Origin of the sequence: Selenomonas sp. F0473 (genome assembly GCF_000315545.1) — a bacterium.
In the GTDB taxonomy this organism is placed as follows: Bacteria; Bacillota; Negativicutes; order Selenomonadales; family Selenomonadaceae; genus Centipeda.
On sequence record NZ_JH992902.1, the window covers coordinates 1626917 to 1653665 of the forward strand.

Consider the following 26749-nt stretch of genomic DNA (forward strand, 5'->3'; position numbering starts at 1 on the left):
ATCACAGTCGGCCCTCTATGTTCTTACGCCGAGTTTCCGCCGCAGTCCCCGTTTCCACCCCAGGCAGAGCAGGGCGATCATGACGAGGAAGCTTGCGTTGTACGCGTTGTAGACGACGAGCATGGAGTGGATGCCGACGAGATCCCAGGCGTAGCACCACGCGACGCGGAAGATGGAATAGGCGGCGAGCGACGTCAGCATGGGATAGAACGTGTCGCCGAGGCCGCGGATGGCACCGATGTAGACTTGATTGATGCCGTAGAGCCAGTAGAAGGGCATCGTCCAGTAGACCGCCTCGAGACTGTTGCGGACAGTGGCGGCATCGTTGGTAAAGAGCGCGATCAGCTGCGGCGCAAAAAACGACGCGATCGCCGCCATGAGGGCCGATCCTCCCACGACCGCGCGCAGGCTTGCCCGAACGCCCCGGCGCACGCGGTCGAACTGTGCCGCGCCGACATTTTGCCCGATGAAACTCGTGAGCGCGATGCCGAACGCGAACAGCGGATAGTAGAGGAACCCCTCGACGCGCGCATAGACCGTCATGCCCGCCATCGCCGCGTACCCGAACGAGTTGATGTAGCCTTGGATGACGAGGGAGGAGACGCTCATAAAGACGGCCTGCATCCCCGCGGGGATGCTCATGCGGACGATCGGGGCGAGATAGCCCGCGTGAAAGAGCGGGCGGCGCACCGTGAACCGCCACGCGCCGTGCAGGTGAAAGATCTTATGCAGAACGAGCGCGGCGGCGGCATACTGGGAGACGACGGTCGCGATTGCCGCGCCTTTGATGCCGAGCGGGAATACGATGAGGAGCAGAACGTCGAGCGCGATATTGAGGACGACGGCGATGAAGAGATAGCGGAGCGCGCTGGTCGTGTTGCCGAGCGCGCGCAGGATCGCCGTCGCCGTGTTGTAGAAGAGCTGCGCGAGCATACCGAGGAAAGAGACGCCGAGATAGGCCGCGGCGAGCGGCACGATATCCTCCGGCGTATTGAGTCCCGCGAGCATGGCGGGGATTGCCGCCAGCCCGCCGAACGTAAAAAAGATAGAAAAGACGAGGACAACGACAAAGATGGTCTGCACCAGCGTGTTCAGTTTTTCATAGGAATGCGCGCCGTACAGATGCGAGACGAGCACGCTCAGTCCCGCCGAGCAGCCGATGAAGAAATTGACGATGACCGAGAGGATGAGACCGGCCGTGCCGACCGCAGCGAGGGACTCCGCGCCGAGCGTTTGCCCGACGATTGCCGTGTCCGCGATCGTGTAGAACTGCTGCAGCAGCTGCGTGAGTAAAATAGGGAACATGAATACAAGCAGCTGCCGCAGGATCGGGCCGCTCGTAAAATCCTGCTGATCCGCACTCTCAAAGAGCAGAACGTGCAGGTGATGCAGATTGTGATGCAAAAAGTCGTAGGCGAGGGGATTGTGGATGCCGTAGATGCGCTCCTTGCGTTTCATTGCGCATAGGCGATTCTTCATCGTCCGGATGTTCATAATGAAATATTTTAACACAGAAATAGATTCGTTGAAAGAAAAAAGACTGGGGCACGAACGCATTTCAGCGTCGGTGCCTCGGCCCGTTATCATACGCCGGCACGTGTCTGTGCCGTATGCCGATCTTCGATCGCGCGGCAATCGCACGGCGATGCGCCAAAATCCCGTACATAGAACCGTAACCTGAGTGACAGTCAAGCCTCCCTGCACGGCTAGGAATTAGGAGGGCACAAGGGAGTCGTAGTTGTTCGCTACGTCGACCGCAGTATCCGACGCAATGACACCGCCGTGCGCCAAGATTGGCTGTCACGCCGCCGCAGCCCCTCTGACGCGGAAGTTTCGATGCATAGCTAGGAATGAGGAGAATGCGAGCGACGGCGTAGTAAAAAGCTACTCCTAGCGAAGCATTCTCCGAAATGACAACGCTAGGCGCGAAAATCCCGCGTCAGAATCTATAGGTTACCTGCATCCGGAAATAATCCCCCAGTCGGAAGTGTTCGGGCGTGTAGAGCGTGTCGCGCATCTGCGTGCTGCGCGCGCCGAAAGTATACATCGCCTCAAGCATGAGGTCACGCGCGGGGACGAAGGCAATGCCCGTGGTAAAGGAGCGGATGCCGTCGAGGTAGCGGTCGGGCAGATCTGCGCCCGTGCCGCCGAGGAATGCGCCGTGCTCAAAGTTCTTGTAGTCGAGGTAGACACCCCAGCTGCCGGGAATATCCATGTCGGGAATGCCGAAGTCCAGACGCATGACCCAGAAGTACGGCACAGAGCCGCCGCCCGTATAGCGTCCGTAGATGTCCCTGCCGCCGTGGAAGTAACGTCCCGTCGCAGCGCGGTTGATGCCGTAGTCGAAGGAGAACATCGTGCGCGGTCCCAGGACTGCGCGTGCGCCGATGCCGATGACATTCGCGATGGGGAGTTTCTCGCCCTTCACATCCATGCCGTGTCCGAAGGAGTGCAGCGTCCACAGCTCCGCACCGAGGCGGCTGCCGAACTGATGGCGTACCTTGAGGAAGCCCGCACGCTCCATCTTTGGAATCACGTCGTGTTTCAGCAGGAAGCCGGGCTGGCGGAAGGCGATGGGGGCACCGGGGAGAGGGATGGGGGCTCCGTTTACAGGATTAAACTGGACAGAGTTGCTAAGCCTCTCCAAGAAATGAGAAACTCCATTATATGTATGATTTGATCCTGCGTCTGTGCCGCGGATGGTTGCCGTCTCCCCAACGAAATCCGTGAACATACGGTCGATTGCCTGCGCACGCGTCAGCGGCTGCCCGTCCTCCGTCTCGTAGGTGCTGCCTGCATCTTCGACAGACTTTAGGATGTCGTCCATCATCGTCCGGATATTCTCGGAGCGCATCAGCCCCTCGACACCACCATATTTGGGATTATCGAGCAAACTCTGATCGAGTGAATTGTGTGCAGAGACATATTTCAATGCCTCTCTGCTATTATCCCGATAGAGGTCTCGAACAACGCCGTCGCCGCGCCGTACAACAACGCGTGCGCGGTAGAATGTGGTATAGGCACTGGATACCTTGCCGCGACTAGGACCTTCTTCCACGAATTTGTTCCATTGGTTTTCATAGTGTCCGCCCGGCTCGGCATTGGCACGGCGCTGCATCTCTGTATCGATAGATTTGAGGATGCCGACCAGTTCGCGGATGACTTCGAGCTTCTTCTCAGCAATCTGCACATCCGAGAGTGCGGGATCGCGCACCCAGTTGCCATTCGCATCTTGAATCTTGCCCGCGTTGTTATACTTCTCGCGGAAGTTCGCCGGTGCATTCGGGTCGTAGTTCATGGGATAGAGGTGTGCGTTCGTATTGTCGTTCGTATGGGTATAGTAGCCAAGCAGTTCGTTGAGCGTTGGGGCGCGGCGGATGATTGTTGCCTCCTTGTGACTGTAGGCGCTGTCGTAGACACCTGTCGTGCGGGAGAAGTCGCCAAAGCCGGCGGCGACCTGCGTACGGTCCTTCGTATAGAGGACGCGTGCGCCGTCGTACTCCTTGCCGAACCAATAGCCCGTTACGCCCATTGGCTCGTGGATGCGCCCGAACGTCCAGTCCCAGCGTCCCGGGCTGCCCGTGACCTCGGCGCGTTCGATGTGAACACCGCCGAGCCCCTTATTTTCATCTACGGGATTCGCCGCATCGTTTGCCTTGCCCGTTGCGAGCACAGCCTTGACCCCGAGCTTGTCGTCAATGCGGTAGTCCGCGCCGATGCGCAGACGCTGCCCGAAGCCGTGTCCCGGGCGGTCAGCGTAGTTGCGTGCCGCCGCTTCGTCCGCCTGCGTCTCCTTCGTCTCGCGCATCTCCACACGGTCGTAGCCGCGATAGGTGCTCGTACGCATACGGTAGTCGCCGAAGAAGTCGAGGCTGCCCTTTGCCCTGCCGTCCGTCGCAGTCTCGGGACGGCGCAGGAAGAAGTCGTCTCCGTAGAAGTTTTTCAGCGGCACACCGTCCCGATCAACGAGTACGCCGTCCGCATTGCGATGAATTCCCGTGCCGAGGAACGAGCCGAAATCGTCGAATTTCATATTCACGCCGAAGCGGAACGTGCGGTCATGATAGGCGCGATCGTCGTCCTGATGGTTGAAGAGGTTGTCCACCCCTGCGTAGACGGTGAAGTCCTTGCGGATGTCCTTCTCGACGAGCAGGTTCCAAATGCCGAAACTCTTTTCACGGTACTCGCCGCGCTTGCGGGTGTAGTTGCCCGAGCCATCCTTTTCAAACAGGTTGTCTGTCTTAACGGAGTTGCTGTCGAGCATCCGGCTGAAGAAGCTGCCCCAGAATGCCGCACGCCAGCCGTGTGCATCGTCCTTGTAGTTGACACCGACATCGAATTTATGCGTCGGGCGATCGAGCAGGCGGCGCGGCAGCTCGTCGTCGCTCGCGTTGATTGCGTGCAGGTAGGTATAGCCGAGCTTTGCACTCCAGTTCTTGTTGAACTTGTGCTGGACCTCTGCCTCGATCCCCGTGAGCTTTGCCTTGCCGATGTTGCGGAAGCTGTAGATGCGGTCGGGGACGTTGCGGAAACTCTTGCCGTGGAAGTTGAAGTCCACGAGCTGACCCGTGAAGTAGTGGGTCATATAGTCCGAGATCTCGTTGTGGAACACACCGACCTTGCCGTAGGTGTGTTCGTTCTCTCCCTCGAGTGCGAGATCGATGTTGAACGATTTCTCGGGCTTCAGATTCGGATTGCCGATCCAGTACCAGCCGAGATGATTTGCACCCGTACCGCCGTACATCTCCCAGTTGTAGAACAGCTCGCCGAGCCCCGGCTCGCCGTAGCCCGTGCCGATGTTCGCCTTGAGCCGTCGGTGTTTCGCAAGCATGTGTGTCATGCCGAGGTTAAACGTTGCGTGCGACCCGAAGCGGTTGCTGTGATCGATGCGCAGGATGGGCGTGAGGATGGTCTTCGGCGTGACCTGCCAGCTGTCCTGTACATAGGCGTAGGTCTTTGTGAGATCTGCTTCGCCGATCAACAGCTGGTTTTTACGCTCCTCGAACACCTGTCCGTAATATTTCCCGTTGAATGTGATGTTTTTGTCCTGTTTGTAGGCGGGATTCGATCCGTCGTACAACAGCCCGTAGTATCCCAGTGTAGGAGCGTATTTATACATCATGGGCAGGTTATTGAATTTGGGATCGCTGAAATCGTTCTGCGCATTCAAGAGATCGTTGAACGCATTGAATTTATCTTCTAAATCAGGATCGGAGAAGCCGCTTTCAGCGTAAGCTTTTGCTTCCTCGTACGTCATTGGCGGCTTTTCCGAACCGTAGTATTCACCGTTCTTGTCCCAGATAAAGCCGTTCTCGTTGCGGAGAAATTTATAGTTGTGGACATACGAGTCCGGCTCATCGTCCTTCCCCGCCGTATTGTCCTCGACCGCGAGCGACTTATCATAGTCCCACGGGTTGATCCTTTTCGTGTAACTCTTTGGTGCATTGCGCAGACGTGAGCCCTCGGCGTACTCCTTTTGCCAGCCGAAGCCGTAGCTGAGATAGTGCGCGTCGTTTACGGCGGTGTTGAAGTGCAGGTCGACGTTCGTCTGCGTGTGGTCAAGATAGTCCACACCTGCGAGACTGTTCTTGCCCGAGTATTTGTCACGCCCGCTGCTGTAGTAAGTGAGGAGGGTCGAGTCGTCCTCACGCAGCTTGCCGTAGCCGTAGTTCAGCGTGAAGTCCGTATTCTTGCCGATGCGGCCCTCGTAGCTGAGACTGTACGTGTCACGCTTGCGGTCGCGCTGGTACACCTGCATCGGCTCGAAGAACGAACCGAGCGGGTAGAGTTCGCCCTTGTTGCGCCGCTGCATATTCTCGCGCTCTGTCGTGAAGCGGAAGGAGAGCTTGTTCGCATCATCAAAGCTGTAGGAACCGCTCACGCCGTCGTTCTTGATCGAGCCGTAGAAGCGCAGCGACGGTTTGAAATCCTCGTACCAGTTCTCGCCTGCGATGAACTGTTTGCCGTCGGAGTAGACGGGCATCACCTCACGCTTTGATGTCCACCCGCTGAGGTTCAGCTTGCCCATGTCACCCGAATCCGCACGCAGGTAGAAGTTCGCGGGCAGGGTGTTCGTCTCCGTGCCGCTATGACCGCGGGAGCTGTGATAGCGTCCTTCGATGTTCAGCGAGACGGACGGATTCTTCACGCCCTGCTTCGTGATGACGTGGATCACGCCGCCGATGGCATCCGCGCCGTACTTTGCGCTCGCTGCACCGCGGATGATCTCAATGCGCTCGATGTTCTCCGCACCGATGCGCAGCAGCTCGTCGCCGTTGCCGTTGTATTTCGCTTCGCCGCCGAGCACGCGCTGCCCATCCACGAGCAGCAGCGTGTGGCGCGGGTCACCTCCGCGGATTGATACGCCGACGTTGCCCATGGCGTCAATCGTGCGCGTAACGCCGACTTCGTTGAAGATCACGTCTTCGACGGACTTTGCCTGCTTGCGCGCGATGTCGTCCTTTGTGATGATCGTCGTCGACTGGGACTCGTACTTCGCGTCTTCCTTCGCGGCGTCCGCCTCCACGTGAACGTCGGCGGTAGAAACGCTGTTCTCATGCGGCGAGCCGTCATCCGCCCATGCGGTACAGACAGGCGCGGCAAGCCATGCGCAGACTGCGCAGGTGAGGAGGCGTTTTTGACCTCGTTTGGTCATCATTGTGGTTCTCCTTTGAGGGTATGGATATTTATTGTATCTCTTTGGAATAGAATGAGAATACATATCAAATTATACGATGAATAAAATAAAATGTCCATATGTTTATGAAAAAAATATTATTATGTTCAATATTAGAGAAAATACAATTTATATTAGAACCATCAGAATCATTTCTAAATAAGATACAGGAGAATCGTTCGCGCGTTGATTTATGGGATCGCGGCCAAATAAAAAACCGCCCTTACGAGCGGTTTCCTGTCCTGTGCCGGAGTTCTCAGAACGCCGGAATGATGGCGCCTTTGTACTTGTCGTTGATGAAGTTCTTTACGGTATCGGAGTGAAGCGCTTTGAGGAGCGCCTTGATCTCGGGACGGTTCTCGTCACCCGCGCGGATGGCGATGATATTGACGTACGGAGAGGTTTTGTCCTCCATGAAGAGGGCGTCGCGGGTCGGAATGAGATCCGCCTGCATTGCCCAGTTCGTGTTGATGACGGAAATGTCGACGTCGTCAAGCGTGCGCGGGAGCTGCGGCGCTTCGATCTCCTTGAAGTTCAGCTTCTTCGGGTTCTCGGCAATATCCGCGATAGTTGCGGTTTCGCCGACGCCGTCCTTCAGCTTAATGAGACCCGCGCGCTGGAGGAGCAGGAGGGAGCGGCCGCCGTTCGTGGGATCGCTCGGGATGGAGACCTGTGCGCCGTCCTTGATCTCGTCGAGTTTCTTGATCTTGTGCGAGTAGATGCCCATCGGTTCGACGTGGACGCCGAGGACGTTGATGAGTTTGACTTCCGGATGTTCCTGCATAAAGTTCTTCAGATAGGGCTCATGCTGGAAGAAGTTCGCGTCGATCTCTTTGTCGTTCGTCGCGAGGTTCGGCTGCACGTAGTCGTTGAATTCGGCGATCTCGAGTTTGACGCCTTCCTTTTCGAGTTCGGGCTTGATCGCTTCGAGGATCTCGGCGTGGGGGACGGGAGAGGCGCCGACCTTGACGACCTTCTCCGATTTGGCGTTATTGTCCGCGCCGCCGCAGCCGACAAGAGCGAGCGCGGCAATCGCGAGGACGAGCGTGAATATTTTTTTCATAAGGGACCTCCTTGTGGAACCAAAACTATCTTTTATTCAGACGTGCGGCAAGGGTGTTGCCCGCGAGCTGCACGAGCTGGACGAGAATAATGAGAATGACGACCGTCGCGATCATGATGTCGGGGCGGAACCGCTGATAGCCGTAGCGGATCGCGAGATCGCCGAGGCCGCCGCCGCCGATGGCGCCTGCCATTGCGGACTCGCCGACGAGGGCGATGACGACGGTCGTGAGCTGGCTGACGATGCCCGGCATGGACTCCGGCAGGAGGACACGCGTCACAATCTGCATCGGCGTCGCGCCCATGGCGAGTGCAGCCTCGACGAGACCGTGCGGCACCTCCCGCAGGGATGTCTCGACCTGCCGCCCGATGAAGGGGACGGAGGCGATGACGAGCGGCACCATCGCGGCGGTCGTGCCGATGGCGGAGCCGACGATGAGGCGCGTGAGCGGGATGATCGCCACCATTAAGATAATGAAGGGAACGGAGCGCACGGCGTTGACGGCAGCGCCGACGGTGCGGTTCACGGCGGGAGAATCGAGAATCTCGCCCTTTGCCGTGACGTGCAGGAGCACGCCGAGCGGGATGCCGAGCGCGCTCGCGACGATCATGCTCAGGACGACCATATAGACGGTTTCGCCCAGCGCCTTAGTCAGCAGAGGAATCATTTCGGCGGACATAGCCGATCACCTCCTGTTTCAAATGCTGTGCGGAAAGATATGAGATTGCCGTGTCGATTTCCGAAGGTTCGCCGCGCAGGCCGATGATCATGCGGCCGAAGGGCATACCCTTCATCTGGTCGAGGGTGCCGAAGAGCATCGTCACCTCAATGTCCGGGAAGAGGCGGATCATATCGGCGAGCACGGGATCGTCGGCGTTCTTTCCGAGAAAGGTGAGGCGCAGGAGCATATAGCTGCCGGGACTCGGCTCCCGTTCGATCGAATTGCCGCGGAACGCCGTCGGCAGGTCGTTCGAGAGCAGGACGCTGATAAACTCTTTGGTAATCGGCTGCTGCGGCTCCGTAAAGACGTCCACGACGTCGCCCTCTTCGGCGATGATACCGCCGTCGATGACGGCGACGCGGTCGCAGATGTCCTTGATCACCTGCATCTCGTGCGTGATGACGACGACGGTTAGTCCCATCCGCCGGTTGATGTCGCGGATGAGCGCAAGGATGGATTTTGTCGTCTGCGGATCGAGCGCCGAGGTCGCCTCGTCGCAGAGAAGCACCTTCGGATTGTTCGCAAGCGCCCGGGCGATGCCGACGCGCTGTTTCTGCCCGCCCGAGAGGTGGCTCGGGTAGGCGTCCGCCTTATCCGCGAGCCCCACAAGCGTGAGGAGTTCCGTCACCTTCGGCCGGATCTCGTCGGCGGGGCGCCCCGCGAGGCGCAGAGGGAAGGCGACGTTGTCGTAGACGGTCGCCGAGGAGAGCAGGTTGAAGTGCTGAAAGATCATGCCGATGTGCCGCCGCTCTTCGCGCAGCTCGCTCTCGCTCATCCGCATCATGTCGCGTCCGTCGATGAGCACCTCTCCGCTCGTCGGACGCTCGAGCATGTTGATGCAGCGGATGAGCGTGGACTTGCCCGCCCCCGAGAGACCGACGATGCCGTAGACCGTGCCGCGCTCGATACGCAGGTTGATGCCGCGCAGCGCGTGCACGTCGGAGTCGTATGTTTTAATGATATTTTTCAGCTGTATCATTATGGAAACTTCCTTTGTGCAATGTTAGGAACAAACGTAGCACACGCGCGGGCGTTTGTCAATGTTTTCGGCCAAACGACATAATGCCCTCGGCGGAGCCCGTTCAAGTTTTGCGTTTCGAGGGGCGCACATACCGGAAAAAGATTTGTATGAACTATTGACATGAAAATTAGGATGTAGTATTATATGATGACCTATTGACTTAAGTATGGGGTTCGTGCGCCTTTTTTGGCTTTTTTAGAAAGGATTTGGGGGAGTGCCCGGCAGCGGGCGCTTCCATAGGAGCAAGGGATCGAACGGTTGCCTTGTTCTTTTTGTGTCCTTATAGAAAAGTGTCCGCGTCCGGATTCCATCAATAATAATCCAGCGAAAGGGTGACAGCGTTCATGTTCAATCCTGTGTCGGTCGGCCGTCGCACCCGGTATAGCTATGCGCGCATCAAGGAAGTTATGGAGATGCCGCATCTGCTCGATATTCAACGGTCGAGCTACCGGTGGTTCCTCGATGTGGGACTCGGGGAGATTTTCCACGATATCTCGCCCATTCAGGACTTCTCGGGGAATCTCATCCTTTCCTTCGAGTCGTTTGCGCTCGGCGAGCCGAAGTATGATCTCGACGAGTGTAAAGAGCGTGACGTAACGTATGCCGCGCCGCTTCGCGTGAACGTACGGCTCGTCAACCGCGAGACGGGGGAGATCAAGGAACAGGAAGTGTTCATGGGCGATTTCCCGCTCATGACCGATACGGGCACGTTCATCATCAACGGCGCGGAGCGCGTTATCGTCAGCCAGCTCGTGCGCTCGCCCGGCGCGTATTACGGTGTGGAAATCGATACGACGGGCAAGGAACTCTATAACGCGACGATCATCCCGAACCGTGGCGCGTGGATCGAGCTCGAGACGGATGCGAACGACGTTGTGTCCGTGCGCATCGACCGTACGCGCAAAATGCCCGTCACCTACCTCATCCGTGCGCTCGGTTACGAGACGGACGGAGAGATTCGCGCGCTCTTCGGCGACGATCCGCGTATCCTCGCGACGATTGAGCGCGATACCGACGAGGTGAAGTCCCGCGGCAAGTCGGTGATCGAGATCTACCGGCGCCTGCGTCCGGGGGAACCCGCGAACGAGGACAACGCGCGGCAGCTCCTCGAGGTGCTGTTCTTTGACTCGCGGCGTTATGATCTTGCGACGGTCGGGCGCTATAAACTCACGAAAAAGCTCGGCTGGCGCCGCCGCCTGCTCGGCAAGGTGCTCGCGGAACCCGTTGTGGATAAAGAGACGGGGGAAATCGTGTTCCCGAAAGGCGAGGCGATTACGCCGGAGATGGTGGACGCCGTGAGCGAGGAGCGCGAGACGGCGCTCTTTGGCGAGGGCGAGCTTGTCGTGCTCAACGTGCAGAAGCCGGACGGGGGGATTTACCGTATGCTCTGTACGCCGACACGCGACTATCAGTACCGCACGATCACGCGCGAGGATGTGATGGCGTCGATCAGCTATCTGCTCGGCCTCATGGACGGGTTCGGCAATACGGACGACATCGACCATCTCGGCAACCGCCGCGTGCGTGCGGTCGGGGAACTGCTGCAGAACCAGTTCCGCATCGGCCTCTCGCGTATGGAACGCGTCGTGCGCGAGCGCATGACGATCCAAGAGACGGACAGCATTACGCCGCAGGGGCTCATCAACATCCGCCCCGTCGTGGCGGCGGTGAAGGAGTTCTTCGGCTCCTCGCAGCTCTCGCAGTTCATGGATCAGCACAATCCGCTCTCGGAGCTGACGCATAAGCGCCGCCTCTCGGCGCTCGGCCCCGGCGGCCTTTCGCGCGAACGCGCGGGATTCGAGGTGCGCGACGTCCACAACTCGCACTACGGCCGCATGTGTCCGGTCGAGTCGCCGGAAGGTCCGAATATCGGCCTGATCGGCTCGCTCGCGAACTATGCGCGCGTCAACCGGTTCGGGTTCATGGAGACCCCGTACCGCCGCGTGGACAAGGAAAACCGGCGCGTGACGGACGAGGTGCGTTACCTCACGGCGGACGAGGAGGACGAACTCATCATCGCGCAGGCGAACGAGCCGCTCGATGAGAACGAATACTTTGCAAACGAGCGCGTCACGGCGCGGTTCCACGAGGAAACGGGGCTGCACGCGCGCGACCGCGTGGACTATATGGACGTTTCGCCGCGTCAGGTTTTTTCGATCGCGACGGCGATGATCCCGTTCCTGGAGAATGACGATGCGAACCGCGCGCTCATGGGCGCAAACATGCAGCGTCAGGCCGTGCCGCTCCTGCGGACACAGGCGCCGCTCATCGGCACGGGCATGGAGTACAAGGCCGCCTGCGACTCGGGCGTCATGGTGCTCGCGCGCCGCGGCGGCGAGGTGACGGAAGTTGCGGCGGACGCGATTACCATCCGTTCGGATGAAGGTACGTTTGATACCTATAAACTGCAGAAATTTGTCCGCTCGAACCAGGCGACCTGCATCAACCAGCGTCCGCTGGTCTATGCGGGGGAGAAGATCGCGGAAGGGCAGCCCATTGCGGACGGCCCGTCGACGGACAACGGCGAGCTCGCGCTCGGCTACAACATCATCGTCGCCTATATGCCGTGGGAAGGCTATAACTACGAGGACGCGATTCTCCTCAGCGAGAATCTCGTCAAGCAGGATCTCTACACCTCGATCCACATCGAGGAATATGAATGCGACGCGCGCGATACGAAGCTCGGCCCCGAGGAGATCACGCGCGATATCCCGAACGTCGCCGAGGAAGCGCTGAAGGACCTCGACGAGGAGGGCATCGTCTCCATCGGCGCGGATGTGCGTCCCGGGGACATCCTGGTCGGCAAGGTCACGCCGAAGGGCGAGACGGAACTGACGGCGGAGGAGAGGCTCCTGCGCGCGATCTTCGGGGAGAAGGCGCGCGAGGTGCGCGATACCTCGCTGCGCGTGCCGCACGGCGAGGGCGGGAAGATCATCGACGTGAAGATCTTCACGCGTGAGAACAATGACGAACTGCCGCCGGGGGTCAACCGCCTCGTGCGCGTCTACATCGCGCAGAAGCGCAAGATCTCGGTCGGCGATAAGATGTCCGGCCGCCACGGGAACAAAGGCGTCGTCTCGCGCATCATGCGCCAGGAGGATATGCCGTTCCTGCCGGACGGCACCCCCGTCGACATTGTTCTGAACCCGCTCGGCGTGCCGTCGCGTATGAACATCGGGCAGGTGCTCGAGACGCATCTCGGTATGGCGTGCCGCGTGCTCGGCCGGCGTATTAAAGACGGTGACCCGACGGTGGAGGGAGACCTCCGTAAGGCCGGCTATAACTTTGACGTGAACGGGATGCCGAAGCCGGATGAGGCGGGCATTCACATCGCGACCCCGGTCTTTGACGGCGCGGGAGACGACGACGTGTTCGGCACGATCCGCGCGGCGGGACTGCCGGAGGACGGCAAGACCGTGCTCTATGACGGACGCACGGGAGAGCCGTTCGAGAACCGCGTTACGGTCGGCTGCGTCTACATGCTGAAACTGCATCATCTTGTGGACGATAAGATCCACGCGCGTTCCACAGGACCGTATTCCCTCGTCACGCAGCAGCCGCTCGGCGGCAAGGCGCAGTTCGGCGGTCAGCGTTTCGGCGAGATGGAGGTCTGGGCGCTCGAGGCCTACGGCGCGGCATATACGCTGCAGGAGATCCTGACGGTGAAGTCCGACGATGTTGTCGGACGCGTCAAAGCGTACGAATCCATCGTCAAGGGCGACAACATCCCCGAACCCGGCGTTCCCGAGTCCTTTAAGGTGCTCATCAAGGAACTGCAGGCGATCGGTCTCGATATCAAGGTGCTCAACGAGGATGCGAAGGAAATTGCCATCCGCGACGAAGAAGACGAGGATATCAACGAGAAGGCGCGTTCCCTCGATCTCGATGTGGAGGGCGTCGACGAAAACGGCGCCGCGCCCCCGCCTCCGACTTACGAGGAGGGGGATGAGCCGGAGAGCGAAGGCGATGTGACGGATGACGACATTATCGCGCATATCGACGGCGCGGACGAAGAACTCGAAGGCGATATGGATGAGATCTTAAGCGACGGTCTCGAGAGCATCGACACGCCGAACGAGGACGATCCGGAATTCTGATTCATAGGAAGGGAGTGGCATCTGTTGCTGGATGTAAACAATTTTGACTCAATGCGGATTGGACTCGCTTCCCCCGATAAAATTCGTGAGTGGTCGCACGGCGAGGTGAAAAAGCCCGAGACCATCAACTACCGTACGCTCAAACCTGAGCGCGATGGTCTCTTCTGCGAGCGCATTTTCGGGCCGACACGCGACTGGGAATGCCACTGCGGCAAGTACAAGCGCATCCGTTACAAGGGCGTCGTCTGCGACCGCTGCGGCGTCGAGGTGACGCGCGCGAAGGTGCGCCGCGAGCGCATGGGGCATATCGAACTCGCCGCGCCCGTCTCGCATATCTGGTATTTCAAGGGCATTCCGAGCCGCATGGGGCTGATTCTCGACATTTCGCCCCGGTCGCTCGAAAAGGTCCTCTATTTCGCATATTACATTGTCGTGGATCCGGGTGAAACGGATCTCAAGAAAAAGGAACTGCTTTCCGAGCGCGAATATCACGACGCCCTCGAGAAGTACGGCAATACCTTCCGCGTCGGCATGGGCGCGGAGGCGGTCAAGGAACTGCTCGAGGAACTCGATCTCGAGACCATGAGCGAACAGCTGAGGAACGACGTGCGGACAACGTCTGGACAGAAGAAAGTGCGCGCGATCCGCCGCCTCGAGGTGGTCGAGGCGTTCCGGAAATCCGGCAATCGCCCGTCGTGGATGATCATGGACGTCGTGCCGGTCATTCCGCCCGATCTGCGCCCGATGGTGCAGCTTGACGGCGGCCGTTTCGCGACCTCCGATCTCAACGACCTCTACCGACGCGTCATCAACCGCAACAACCGCCTGCGGCGCCTGCTCGACCTCGGCGCGCCCGACATCATCGTGCGCAACGAGAAGCGCATGCTGCAGGAAGCGGTGGACGCGCTCATCGACAACGGCCGCCGCGGCCGCCCCGTGACGGGACCCGGCAACCGCGCGCTCAAGTCCCTCTCGGACATGCTCAAGGGCAAGCAGGGGCGGTTCCGTCAGAACCTGCTCGGCAAGCGCGTGGACTACTCCGGGCGCTCCGTTATCGTCGTCGGGCCGGAGTTGAAACTCCATCAGTGCGGCCTGCCGAAGGAGATGGCGCTCGAACTCTTCAAGCCGTTCGTCATGAAAAAACTGCAGGCGGACGGCGCGGCGCACAACATCAAGTCGGCCAAACGCATGGTTGAGCGCGCGCGTCCCGAGGTCTGGGACGTGCTCGAGGATGTCATCAAAGAGCATCCCGTGCTTCTCAACCGTGCGCCGACGCTGCACCGCCTCGGCATTCAGGCCTTCGAACCGGTGCTGACCGAGGGGCGCGCGCTGAAACTGCACCCGCTCGCGTGTACGGCGTACAACGCGGACTTTGACGGCGACCAGATGGCGATCCATCTGCCGCTCTCGGCAGAGGCGCAGACCGAGGCGCGCGTGCTCATGCTCGCGGCGAACCACATCCTTGCGCCGAAGGACGGCAAGCCCATCATCGTTCCCTCACAGGACATGGTGCTCGGCTCTTATTACCTCACGAAGCTCAAACCGGGCGCGAAGGGCGAGGGCAAGGTCTTTACGGGCACATCGGAAGCCCTGCTTGCTTATCAGCAGAAGAGCCTCGATCTGCAGGCGGAGATCCGTGTGCGCGTCGAGGGTTACGGCCTCGTTCGGAGTTCCCTCGGCCGCCTTATTTTCAGCGAGATCCTGCCCGAGGAATTGCGTCAGTACCGCCGGGATCCGGAGACGGGCGAGTGGAGCCTCGGCGTGCTCATGAACAAGAAGGAACTCGGCAAGCTTGTTGCAAACTGCTACGATCACTTCGGCGCGACCAAGACCGCCGAGGTCATCGACCATGTGAAGAATCTCGGCTACCACTATGCCTGCATCGCGGGCATGACGGTCGCCGTTTCAGACGTCATCGTTCCGCCGAAGAAGAAGGACATCATTGCAGCCACACAGGCGAGCGTCAACAAGGTGGAGCGCCAGTTCGGACGCGGTCTCATCACCGAGGACGAACGTTACAAGAAGGTTGTCCAGCTGTGGACGAAGGCAACGGACGATGTGGCGGACGCCATGATGGAAAACATGGATCCGTTCAATCCCATCTTCATGATGGCGGACTCCGGCGCGCGCGGCAACAAGCAGCAGATGCGCCAGCTCGCGGGCATGCGCGGCCTCATGGCCGACCCCTCGGGCAAGATCATCGACCTGCCGATTACGGCGAACTTCCGCGAGGGACTCACCGTTTCCGATTACTTTATCTCGTCGCACGGCGCGCGCAAAGGGCTTGCCGACACGGCGCTGCGTACGGCGGACTCGGGCTACCTCACGCGCCGTCTCGTGGACGTCGCGCAGGATGTCATCGTTCGCGAAGAGGACTGCGACGTCTCCGCAATCAACCTCATGCAGGTGCGCGCGCGGCTTGCGGAATCCGCGTTCGACGCGCTGGAACTCCTTGTGGAGAGCCTGATGGGGCGTCTGCTGGCAGCGCCGATCTATCATCCTGAGACGAAAGAACTCCTCTATCCGAGCGACACCGTGCTCAGCGACGAGGTCCTTGAGACCGTCGGCGAGCTCGACATCCGCGAGATTATGGTGCGCGGCTCCTCAGTCAACGTGGAGGGTGCCGTCAGCAATGCGATGATTACCGAGAGCATCACGCTCGGCGAACCCGATGCGAAGAAACGCAAGAAAGCCCATGCGGCCGTCGTGCGTGAACTCAGCCGAAAGGAAGTCGTGCGGGATGTGATCCTGGACGACGGCACCGTGCTTGCGGCAGAGGGAACCATGCTCACGGATAAGCTGGTCGACGCCGTGCTCGACTCCGAGGTGCATGAACTCTACATCCGCAACAACAATGTCCGCGGTATCGAGGTCGAGGCCATCACCGAAGGCGCGGGCGTTATCGAGTCGCTCGCCGACCGCATCGTCGGACGCGTCCTCGCGGAGGACATCGTAGACGAGGCAACGGGCGAGAAGATCGCCTCCGTCAACGACCCTGTGGACGAAGCGCTTGCAAAACGCATCGAAGGCGTACGCAAACGCGTCTCCATCCGCAGCGTTTTGACATGCAAATCGCAGTTCGGCGTCTGCATGAAGTGCTACGGACGCGACCTTGCCAACCAGGCCGAGGTCGAGATCGGCGAAGCCGTCGGCATCATTGCCGCACAGTCCATCGGCGAACCGGGCACGCAGCTTACGATGCGTACGTTCCACTCGGGCGGCGTCGCGGGCGACGATATCACCCAAGGTCTGCCGCGCGTTGAGGAGCTCTTCGAAGCGCGCAAGCCCAAACACAACGCGATCATCGCGGAAAACGAGGGCGTCGTGACCGTCGAGGATACGGGCAAGGGGATGCGCACCGTTACGATTACGTCTGCGGACGGCGTGACGCGCGAATACACGGTGCCGTTCGGCGCGCGCATGGCCGTGCGCGACGGTGCGGAACTAAAACCGGGCGATAAGATCACGGAGGGCTCCATCAACCCGCACGATATCCTGCGCGTCTGCGGTCTGCAGGCGACCCAGCGCTACCTCGTCTACGAGGTGCAGAAGGTCTACAAGTCGCAGGGCGTTGAGATCAACGACAAGCACATTGAGGTCATGGTGCGGCAGATGCTGCACAAGGTCAAGATCGAGGAGGCCGGCACGACCGACTTCCTCCCGGGCGAATACATCGAGATCAACGCGTTCGAGGCGGCCAATACCAAGGCCATCGAGGAGGACGGCGAACCCGCCGTGGCAAAGCCCATCCTGCTCGGCATCACGAAGGCTTCGCTCGCGACGGATTCCTTCCTTTCGGCGGCCTCCTTCCAGGAGACGACCCGCGTCCTCACGGATGCGGCGATCAAAGGGAAAATCGACCCGCTCGTCGGGCTCAAGGAGAACGTCATCATTGGCAAACTCATCCCCGCAGGCACGGGTATGACCCGGTACCGCAACCTCGACATCATCGACCACGCGCCGCAGCCTGTGGCGGAGGAGATCGAAGAAGAGGAAGAGGTATACGAAGAGGTGGATTTGTCGCGGCTGGAGCATCTGAGTAATTAACAAGGTGACGCGGGATTTTCGCGCCTAGCATCGTCATTATCGCCGAACGCTTCGTCGACGTAGGCTGCATCTATGCCTTCCTCGCGTTCGCCTCAATTCCTTGCTATGCGTCGAAACTTCCGCGTCACTGAGATTGCAATAGAAAAGGACGTCAACACTGATGTAAAAATCGGTTGACGTCCTCTTTTTTTGTGTGTAAAATAGCGAAAGAATTATAGATAGGAAGTGTAATTTTTATGTCACAATACGATGAAAAATTCTTTTCAATTCGCAATACCACGCGGATGGCGCTCTGCATTGCGCTCATCTGCGTCAGCGCCTACATCGCGATCCCCGTGCCGTTCATGGCGCCGCTCACGATGCAGACCTTTGCGCTGTGCCTTACGGCGCTCGTCCTGACGCCGGGGCAGACGGCGGTCGTCCTCATCGGCTATACGCTGCTCGGCGCGGTCGGGCTGCCGGTCTTTGCGGGCGGGGTCGGGGGGCTGGCTATTATCTTTAGTCCGCGCGGCGGCTTTTTTCTCGGGTTCCTCGTTGCTTATACGCTGATGAGTTTCCTCAAAGGGAGTACGCCTTCGTTCAGACGTTATGCCGTTGTCGCCGTTCTCGTCAGCGTTCCCGTAACCTATATCTTTGCGACACTCTGGCTCGTCGTCCTTTTCGGGGATAAATTCGCCGGCATCGCCGCCGCATTCGGCGCGCTCGCACAGTATGTGCCGGGCGATATGATCAAGGCGGCGGCAGCGGCGGGGGTGGGGGGATCGCTCAATCGCCGCCTCCGATATATGTGACGCGCGATCTTGGCGCCTAGCGTCGTTATTCGTTGAACGCTTCGCTAGGAGTAGCTTTTTACTACGCCGTCGCTCGCGTTCTCCTCATGCCTAGCTATGCATCCAAGCTTGCGCGTCACCCAATTTACGGCATGACGCGGGATTTTGGCGCATAACTGTGTCACTGCGAAAAATACTGCGCTCGTAGTAGCTTTTTCTACGCCTTCGCTTGTATTTTTCTTGTTCCTTGTCTGCATCCAAACTTCCGCGTCACTTAGGTGTGGTATCATGTGGGATTTTCGCACCTAGCTTTACCATTTCAAAAACGCAGCTGATGAATAGCAGCCCGGACTGCCATACGGCATCAAAAATCCCGGTATACGTTGCCATCGTATGCCGGGATTTTTTGATGCCGTTTTTATTTACAAATACGGTCGATCCATGCAAACAATTCGTCCAGATCGTAATCGCCGGCATGACCGTATCCCCATGGGACGGCGAAGTCCACATCAGTGCCTGCATTGGCGAGGCGCAGGGCAAGAACGGCAGGAATGGGGAGCGCTGTATCGCGATCCTTGGCGCCGTGCCGAATACGGAAGTGCGGTGCGACTCGCACGCCGTTTGCGCCGATATAGTTCAGCGGGTTTAACATACGGATATCCGCTGCCGGAGCGAGTGCACCGTGCGTCGAATCATATTTCCGTGAGAACTTGGTAAAGTGACGGGGGCGGTTTGTCTCCGTGCCGAACTCATCATTTTCGCCGGAACTAAGATCGAATTTATCAAAGGCAGGGGTCGCTTTAAGACGCGTTGCCCAGCGCGCATATGCGGCAAGATCGACGTCTGTAACGCAGCCGTTTTGTACGGTAAACCAATCGGCGCCGTCCAAGGAGGCGTTATTGTCGACCGCATACTGTGCAGAGGTACGGTAAAGCCCTTTGATGTATTCCGCAAAGGTGCCCGTGCCGTCAGAGCCCAGCTGCATCACGTTGCCGGCGGCATCTTTCAGCCTGAGACTATTGAGGTAGCGGGGGAAGTCCTTTTTTAAGCGTGCAGAGGCTGCGATTTGATCTGTGGTCATCGGTGCTGCAGATGAGGTTTCTGTGGGGGCGTTTGCAGGTCGGTTTGAGACCTCGGAGGCTGTTTGATTCTCCGCGTTCGGGGTAGAGGCGGGAGCTCCCTGATGGTACTCGTTGATGCCCGAAAAGATCCACTCGTATGCCATGTCGGCGTGTTCGAGGTTGGTAATGGGGCAGTAGCAGCTGGCGGCAAAGATATCGTCTCGTGCACCTGCCGCACCAATCTCGGCAAGAGCCGCAGTGTAGTCCGAGCTGTTGCCTGTTGCACCGAGAAGTGCCGACAATGCACCGCCTGCGCTCGTTCCGTTTGAAATGATCCGCTCCGTATTTCCCGCGGGCAAACGTGCGGCGTTGTAGCGCAGATAGCGGACGGCGGCTTTATAATCCACAATGAGCGCGGGCGCTTTGCCGACATATACGCCCTGTGCATCGGTATTTGTACGCCCCCGTATTGCGGGAGCAACGACCACCAGTCCGCGGGAAAGTGCGGTGAGTGCTGCGTTCGGGGCACCTGACATGCGTGATTTTTCCTGCGGCTCTTCGATCTCTCCCGGCATATAGCCGCCGACACCATTCGGCATAAAGATCGGAGCAGTTGCCGCGGTATAACCGTTTACCGTGCCGCCGGTCAGATATGCGGCCGGAATGAAGATGCTTATACGCTGATGTGCGATATCTTTGGGGTTCGACACATAGGGAATATTGCGGTATGCACGGAATGCAACAGGCGTGCCGTTGAGCGACAGCACTTCATCCGTATAATTTGTGCCGTTAAAGATAAGTGTCGGCACGCTCGACGCGGCGGCCGGTGCGGTATCCGTCCCTGCGGTGCCGGAAATCGGAGCCGCCGACGTATTTCCCGCGCAGGTGCAGCTCAATAAAGCGCTGAGAACACCGACACGGATCAGCTGTAGATTGTTCACGGCAATCACCTTTCTATCATGGGAGAAAATAATAAGGAGGATACGGGCAGCACCGTATCCTCCTTATTATACCATAGATTTAGTTTTTCGGCGTCATATCCTCCGCTCTCAGCGTTCCGGCTTTCGCGCGGTCGGCAAACTCTGCCGTCGCGGTGAAGAGAACGTCGGTGGAGCTGTTCAGCGCGGTCTCGCAGGAGTCCTGCAAGACACCGATGATGAAGCCCACGCCGACGACCTGCATGGCGATGTCGTTGCTGATGCCGAACGAGGAGCAGGCGACCGGGATGAGGAGCAGCGAGCCGCCCGCAACGCCCGAGGCGCCGCATGCGCCGACAGTGGCGATGAGGCAGAGCAGGAGGGCGGTCGGCAGATCCACATGGATGCCGAGGGTATAAGCGGCCGCGAGCGAGAGGATCGCGATGGTGATCGCGGCGCCGCTCATGTTGATGGTCGCGCCGAGCGGAATGGAGATGGAGTAGACTTCCGGGTTTAGGCCGAGACGTTTGCACAGCTCCATATTGACCGGAATGTTCGCCGCAGAGCTGCGTGTGAAGAACGCGTAGATGCCGCTTTCCCGCAGGGTCGTCAGGACGAGCGGGAAGGGGTTGCGGCGAATGTGCAGCCAGACGATGATGGGGTTCATGATGAGCGCCACGGAGAAGAAGGCGCCGAGCAGTACGGCGAGCAGCCGCAGATAGCTGATGAGGGCGTCCACGCCGCTCGTACCGACAGCGTCCGCGACAAGCCCCATGATGCCGAACGGAGCGAAGCGAATGACCCACAGGACGATCTGCGTCATGACGACGGCAAAGTCGCGTACGGTATTTTTCGTCGTCGGGCTTGCTTTTTGCAGCGCGATGCCGGCGAGTATGCTCCAGGCGAGAATGCCGATGTAGTTTGCATTTGCGATCGCGTGCAGGGGGTTATCCACGATGTTGAGAATGAGGTTGTGAATGACCTCGACGATGCCGCTCGGCGGCGCGACGGATGCGTCGGCAACAACGAGATGCAGCTGCGTCGGGAAGAGGAAGGCGAACGCCACGGCAACGACCGAGGCGAGGAATGTCGCGATGAGGTAAAGCCGGACAATGGGCTTCAGCGCGGCGCCCGCACCTACAGTACGCTGTGCCATCGCGTTCATGACGAGGACGAAGACGAGGATCGGCGCGACCCCCTTGAGGGCGCGGACGAAGATGTCGCCGAGTACGGAGACCGCAGGGATCATAGCGGGCGCATAGAGAGCGATGATGATGCCGACGATAAGTCCGACCGCGATCAGTTTGATCAGCGCCGTCTCGCGGTACTTGCGGCTGATGCTCTTGAGCAAGAAAACTCCTCCTTTGGACGTAGAAAAATATGCCCCATTATAGCAGACTTTGAAAGCCTTGTCACTATAACGGGGCTGTATACCTTATCCTTGTCCAAGTTCGGCGATAAAACGTGCGACGGCGTCCTGCCAAGGAGGAAGGCGCTCAAATCCCGCCGCGTCAAGACTCCTCTTGCTGAGGCGCGAGTTCTTTGGGCGGACGGCCTTCGTCGGATGCGCGCGGCTCGGCACGGAGGTGACGGCGACATCCTTTCCCGCCGTCCGAAAGATCTCGGCCGCAAACTCTGCCCACGAACAGAACCCCTCGTTAGTCGCATGATAAAGACCGTACTTTTCCGATGCGATCATATCGGCGAGGAGCGGGGCAAGGTCCCGTGTGTAGGTCGGGGAGCCGACCTGATCGGCGACGATAGAGAGGCTCTTGTGCGTCTTTGCAAGCTCCAGCATCGTCTTGACGAAGTTCGTGCCGCGTGCGCCGAATACCCATGAGATGCGGACGATGAAAAAGCGTTCGAGGCGCGCTTCCACCGCCTCTTCGCCCGCAAGTTTCGATGCGCCGTAGACATTGCGCGGTCCCGTGGGGGCATCCGTCTCATAGGGGGCGTTGCCCGTGCCGGGGAATACGTAGTCCGTGCTGATGTAGAGGAATTTGACGTCGCGTTCCTGTGCGAGCCGCGCCAGGATCTCCGTGCCGGCCGCATTGACGAGGCGGCAGAGATCGGGTTCGTCCTCCGCGCGGTCCACGGCGGTGTAGGCTGCGGCGTGGAGGATCGCGTCCGGTTCGAACTCGTCGAGAACCGCGCGCATGGCGCTCTCGTCGGAGAGCGGGAACATGTGTGAGGAGACGCCGTACACCTCGTGTCCGCGTGCCCTGCACTCCTCGAGACAATCGGCGCCGAGCTGACCGGTGGCTCCGGTGATGAGAATTTTCATAAGAAGCCCTCCTTTCCGTGCGTTTTTCTCCATTGTAGCATAAAAAAAGCCGCCCGTCATGTGTGTGGGCGGCGCCGTCGTATACGTTTAAGCCTCCGGCGGTAAGACCGGGATGCGCAGCGTGATCTTTGTGCCGCGGTCTACCGCGCTCTCGAGGAGGATCTCGATGTTGTGTCGATCGGCGATCCAACGCGCGATCGAAAGGCCCAGGCCGGAGCCTCCCGTCTCTTTCGTCCGCGAGGAATCGACACGGTAGAAGCGGTCGAAGATACGCGGCTGATGCTCCGGCGCGATGCCGATGCCGTCGTCCGCAAGCGTCACGTCGATGGTTTTGCCGTCGGCTGAGAGAATGGAGGAGGCGCTGATGTGGCCGCCTGCCGGCGTGTATTTGACACTGTTTTCGAGGAAGATACGCAAAAGCTGGCGCAGGAGCACGGGGTCGGCGTAGACGATCGCGGGATCGTTCCTGCCGAGGGTCACCTCGTGCGAGGTCGTTACGGTCTGCATCTTCTCCATCGTGTCGGCGAGCAGAGCGGCGAGATCCACGTCCTCGCCGTTGAACGCCAATCGGCGCTGATCGGCGCGCGCGAGGAAGAGGAGCTTTTCGATGAGCTGCTGCATGTTCTCCGCTTCCGAACGAATGGATGTGATGCCCTCTTCGAGGGTCGCCTTGTCCTCGCGGCCCCAGCGCGAGAGGATATCCGAGTAGCCGAGGATGACCGTGAGCGGGGTACGCAGCTCGTGCGAGGCATCCGAGACGAAACGCTGCTGCTGCGTAAAGCCTTCCTGCAGACGGTCCAGCATGCGGTTGAACGTGCGAGCGAGCTCGGAAAGCTCATCGCGCGCGCGCGGCACGTCGAGCCGCCTGCCGAGGCGCTCCACCTCGATGCTGCGCGCCGTCCACGTGATCTCACGGATGGGCTTTAAGATACGATTGCTGAGGAAGTGCCCGGCGACAAGCGCGAGCACAAAACAGATGGCGACCGTATAAAAGATCAGCCGCTGCAGAGAGTAGAAAAAGTCCTTTTCCGTCGTGATCGTGCGGAAGAAGTGGATCCGGTAAGGCACACCCCCGTATGTCACGTCGCGTGTCGCATGGTAGACCGCGCCGTTGCGGAACGACGAGACCTCCATCTCCGGGTTTGCCCAAAACGGCGTTGCGATACGGCTTTCCTCAATCATTTGAATGGACGGGAAATGCGCGTCCGTGTCGAGGATGACGCGCCCGTCGCTGTCCGTGATGCGGACGATGACGCCGGGGATCACGGGGCCTTCGAACCAGAACTTCACATCCGTCGCATGACCGTTTTCGATGTTGCTCATCACGTGGCGGATGCTGCGGTCCAGATCTACCTCTGCCTGCCGGTAAAAATAGACATACGCGCCAACCCCCAGTATCGCAGTTGAAAGTATGAGCACGAAAAAGAGGATTGCCGCGTACAGCAGGGTGATCTTGGTGGATATTCGTACGTAGAAGTATCGGTCGATCCAGCGGGCAAGTTTTGCCTTAGTCGCGTACCACATAGCCGACGCCCCGCACCGTATAGATGTACTTCTGGTTGAAGCGGTCGTCCAGCTTTGCACGCAGGTAACGAATGTAGACGTCGACCACATTCGTCTCTCCCGTATAATCGAAGCCCCATACCTCCTGGAGGATCTGATCGCGCGTCAGTACCGTGCGCTTGTTGCGCAGGAGATATTCGAGGAGATCGTATTCGCGCTTGGTGAGGGCGACGATCTCGCCGTCCACCTGCACCTCATAGCGCGAGAGGAACATGATGAGGTTCTTGACCGTCAGACGGTCGCTCGGGTCGCCCTCGGCCAGATCGCGGCGACGGATCGCGTTATTGAGGCGCGCGATCAGTTCGGGCACGGCGAACGGCTTTGTGATGTAGTCGTCGGCGCCGATATCGAGCCCCTCGACGCGGTCTTCGACCGCATCGCGCGCCGTCAGCATGATGATGGGGACGTTCGAGATCTCTCGCACGCGGCGACAGATTTCAATGCCGTCCATGCCGGGCAGCATCACATCGAGGAGGATAATATCGTATTTTTCCTGTATGATGCGCTCGTAGGCGCGTGTTCCATTGCCTTCCGTTTCGGCCTCGAAGCCTTCGTGCTCCAATTCCATCTGCAAAAACCGCGCAATGCGGGCCTCGTCCTCGACGATGAGGACACGGGTCTTTTCATCCATGTGCTGCACCACCTAATCTTAATTTTTTAACTTGATGCCCTTACTATATATGAAGAGCGGAAAAATTAAAAGATGAAAGCGGGGGATTTAATTGAAAAATAATATCTCAGCCCTTTATTTATCTAAGTTTTAAGGGAATGAATCCGTGCGCTTTGCCGATCGTTTTCCGCTTGACAATCCGGCGCCTGTCCGCTATAACTCAGATTAAGATTAGATAGAATCGAGGAACGTACTTGACACGAACGGGAACGCTCTACCTCTGCGCGACGCCCATCGGCAACCTCGGCGACATGACCTATCGCGCCGTCGAGACGCTGCGCGCGGCGGACCGGATTGCGGCGGAGGATACGCGGCACACGCGGGGGCTGCTCGCACATTACGACATTCACACGCCGATGACGAGCTATCACGAGCACAACAAGGCGGAAAAGGGCCCTCTGCTGATTGAAGAATTAAAGGCGGGCAAGAACATCGTCTGCGTCAGCGACGCGGGACTGCCGGGTATCGCGGATCCCGGCGCAGATCTCGCGCGTCTCGCGGCTGCGGCGGGGATTCCCGTCACCCCGCTGCCGGGGGCAAACGCCGCGCTCGCGGCGCTTGTCTGCGCGGGGCTGCCGATCGAGCGGTTCGCCTTCATCGGCTTTCTCCCGCGCAGGGGCAAGCGTCGAAAGGAACTCCTCTCGCGCGTACGCTCCTATCCCGAGACGCTCGTCTTTTACGAGGCGCCGCATCGCCTGCGGGAAACGCTTGCCGCGCTTACGGAGGAACTCGGTACGGAGCGCCGCGCATGTGCCGCGCGCGAGATCACGAAGAAGTTCGAGGAGTTCCGGCGCGCCACGCTCGGGTCGCTCGCTTCCTATTATATGGAACATGAACCGCGCGGAGAGTTCGTCCTCGTCGTGGTGGGGGCGGATGCGGCGGCGGCGGAAGAAAACGGCGCGGACACACCCGATCTGCACGCGCTCTATGCGGCGCATTTGGCGGCGGGCATAGATAAGAAGGAAGCCATGCGCCGTACGGCGCGCGACCTCGGCATTGCGCGGCGCGACGTTTACAAGGCGCTCTTAGAGGAGAATACAGCCGCATACGACGGATAAAATCGGCGCGGCTTTTCGCTTGGAGAGGAAGAGGAGGATTATTGATGATGAAAACGGGTCCATTGCTATTTGCCGCAATCTTTGCGGCACTCGTATTGACGCCGACGGCGGCATTCGCCGACGGTTCCGCCGCAGAGGAGGTCGCGCCCGCGATTGATGCTGTCGCCTCGTCGGACGTATCCGACGCGTCGGATGCAAAATCCGCGCCCGGTATCGAAGGCGCCGCAAGCGGTGCCCCCGCCGCGGACAAGAATGCCGAGAAGCCTTTCCGCGTGGCGGTAGATCACCGCGTTCTTAGTCTGCGCTCGGCGATTCCCTTCCCGCCGCTTAAGAAACACACGGTATCCGACGGGAAAGATACGCCGAAAACGATCGGCTATACGACGGAGATCCCTGGGGGCGTCGAGTTTGGTGTGTTCCATATCGCATTCGGCGAGAAATATTATGCGCAGCATGTGCGCGGCAATGAGATGCGTTTCATCCAAGCGTACTACGTCATCCATATGCGCTCCGTGGAGGCCGATCCGAAATCGGGGGCGACGCTGCGCGCGTTCAGCGCGATCCCGGTCGCCAAGGCACAGGTCGGCGACGGGGCGCTCCTCTTTGAGTACGATGTGACGGATCATAAAAAGAAGGTCGACGACCACAATTATATTTTCTTTATCGCACAAGATCCTATCCTGTGGGCCGTCGAGGCGTCCTGCCCCGTCGGCACATCGGCGGAGGATCTTGCGCGTGTGCGCGACATATTCACGACGGTGCGCGTCGGAGACGCCTCGGGCAGCAAACTCTAACGAAGGG

At 59.3% G+C, this 26749-nt stretch carries 15 protein-coding genes; 5 read left to right on the forward strand and 10 right to left on the reverse strand.

Annotated elements, in window-relative coordinates:
• Positions 1–15 precede the first annotated feature (15 nt).
• The 5 genes from HMPREF9161_RS07490 to HMPREF9161_RS07510 form a co-directional block, all read right to left on the reverse strand.
• Positions 16–1494 (reverse strand): MATE family efflux transporter, encoded by a 1479-nt coding sequence (locus tag HMPREF9161_RS07490; RefSeq protein WP_037348858.1) that lies wholly within the window; start codon positions 1492–1494, stop codon positions 16–18.
• A 445-nt stretch (positions 1495–1939) separates the two neighbouring features.
• On the reverse strand, positions 1940–6655 hold the full coding sequence (locus HMPREF9161_RS07495) for a TonB-dependent siderophore receptor (RefSeq protein ID WP_009729072.1): 4716 nt from the start codon (positions 6653–6655) through the stop codon (positions 1940–1942).
• Positions 6656–6932: 277 nt separating this feature from the next.
• On the reverse strand, positions 6933–7739 hold the full coding sequence (locus HMPREF9161_RS07500; RefSeq protein ID WP_009729073.1) for a MetQ/NlpA family ABC transporter substrate-binding protein: 807 nt from the start codon (positions 7737–7739) through the stop codon (positions 6933–6935).
• Positions 7740–7764: 25 nt separating this feature from the next.
• A complete protein-coding gene (locus HMPREF9161_RS07505) occupies positions 7765–8418 on the reverse strand; it encodes a methionine ABC transporter permease (RefSeq protein WP_009729074.1) in 654 nt (217 codons plus the stop codon).
• A complete protein-coding gene (locus HMPREF9161_RS07510) occupies positions 8387–9439 on the reverse strand; it encodes a methionine ABC transporter ATP-binding protein (RefSeq protein ID WP_009729075.1) in 1053 nt (350 codons plus the stop codon). The genes HMPREF9161_RS07505 and HMPREF9161_RS07510 overlap by 32 nt, the downstream gene beginning before the upstream one ends.
• 386 nt (positions 9440–9825) lie before the next feature.
• Between HMPREF9161_RS07510 and rpoB the strand changes: the two genes are divergently transcribed.
• From rpoB to HMPREF9161_RS07525, 3 genes are all read left to right on the forward strand, one after another.
• Positions 9826–13578 (forward strand): DNA-directed RNA polymerase subunit beta, encoded by a 3753-nt coding sequence (gene rpoB, locus HMPREF9161_RS07515; RefSeq protein WP_009729076.1) that lies wholly within the window; start codon positions 9826–9828, stop codon positions 13576–13578.
• Positions 13579–13629: 51 nt separating this feature from the next.
• Positions 13630–17625 (forward strand): DNA-directed RNA polymerase subunit beta', encoded by a 3996-nt coding sequence (rpoC, locus tag HMPREF9161_RS07520; protein WP_198002163.1) that lies wholly within the window; start codon positions 13630–13632, stop codon positions 17623–17625.
• Positions 17626–17861: 236 nt separating this feature from the next.
• A complete protein-coding gene (locus HMPREF9161_RS07525; protein WP_009729078.1) occupies positions 17862–18416 on the forward strand; it encodes a biotin transporter BioY in 555 nt (184 codons plus the stop codon).
• A 397-nt stretch (positions 18417–18813) separates the two neighbouring features.
• Here HMPREF9161_RS07525 and HMPREF9161_RS07530 read toward each other — a convergent pair whose 3' ends face one another.
• From HMPREF9161_RS07530 to HMPREF9161_RS07550, 5 genes are all read right to left on the reverse strand, one after another.
• A complete protein-coding gene (locus HMPREF9161_RS07530; RefSeq protein ID WP_009729079.1) occupies positions 18814–20397 on the reverse strand; it encodes a subtype B tannase in 1584 nt (527 codons plus the stop codon).
• 79 nt (positions 20398–20476) lie between these two features.
• Positions 20477–21724 carry a serine/threonine transporter SstT gene (gene sstT, locus HMPREF9161_RS07535; protein ID WP_009729080.1) on the reverse strand — a complete coding sequence of 416 codons (1248 nt, stop codon included), beginning with the start codon at positions 21722–21724 and terminating at the stop codon, positions 20477–20479.
• Between the two features lie 84 nt (positions 21725–21808).
• Complete coding sequence (gene rfbD, locus HMPREF9161_RS07540) at positions 21809–22657, reverse strand: dTDP-4-dehydrorhamnose reductase (protein WP_009729081.1); 849 nt, start codon at positions 22655–22657, stop codon at positions 21809–21811.
• 87 nt (positions 22658–22744) lie between these two features.
• Positions 22745–24181, reverse strand: coding sequence for a cell wall metabolism sensor histidine kinase WalK (locus HMPREF9161_RS07545; protein ID WP_009729082.1), 1437 nt, complete (start codon positions 24179–24181; stop codon positions 22745–22747).
• Positions 24165–24851, reverse strand: a complete 687-nt coding sequence (locus HMPREF9161_RS07550; RefSeq protein ID WP_009729083.1) for a response regulator transcription factor — start codon at positions 24849–24851, stop codon at positions 24165–24167. The genes HMPREF9161_RS07545 and HMPREF9161_RS07550 overlap by 17 nt, the downstream gene beginning before the upstream one ends.
• Positions 24852–25084: 233 nt before the next feature.
• Between HMPREF9161_RS07550 and rsmI the strand changes: the two genes are divergently transcribed.
• Positions 25085–25948 carry a 16S rRNA (cytidine(1402)-2'-O)-methyltransferase gene (gene rsmI, locus HMPREF9161_RS07555; RefSeq protein WP_009729084.1) on the forward strand — a complete coding sequence of 288 codons (864 nt, stop codon included), beginning with the start codon at positions 25085–25087 and terminating at the stop codon, positions 25946–25948.
• A gap of 44 nt (positions 25949–25992) precedes the next feature.
• On the forward strand, positions 25993–26742 hold the full coding sequence (locus HMPREF9161_RS07560) for a hypothetical protein (protein ID WP_009729085.1): 750 nt from the start codon (positions 25993–25995) through the stop codon (positions 26740–26742).
• Positions 26743–26749: the final 7 nt, after the last annotated feature.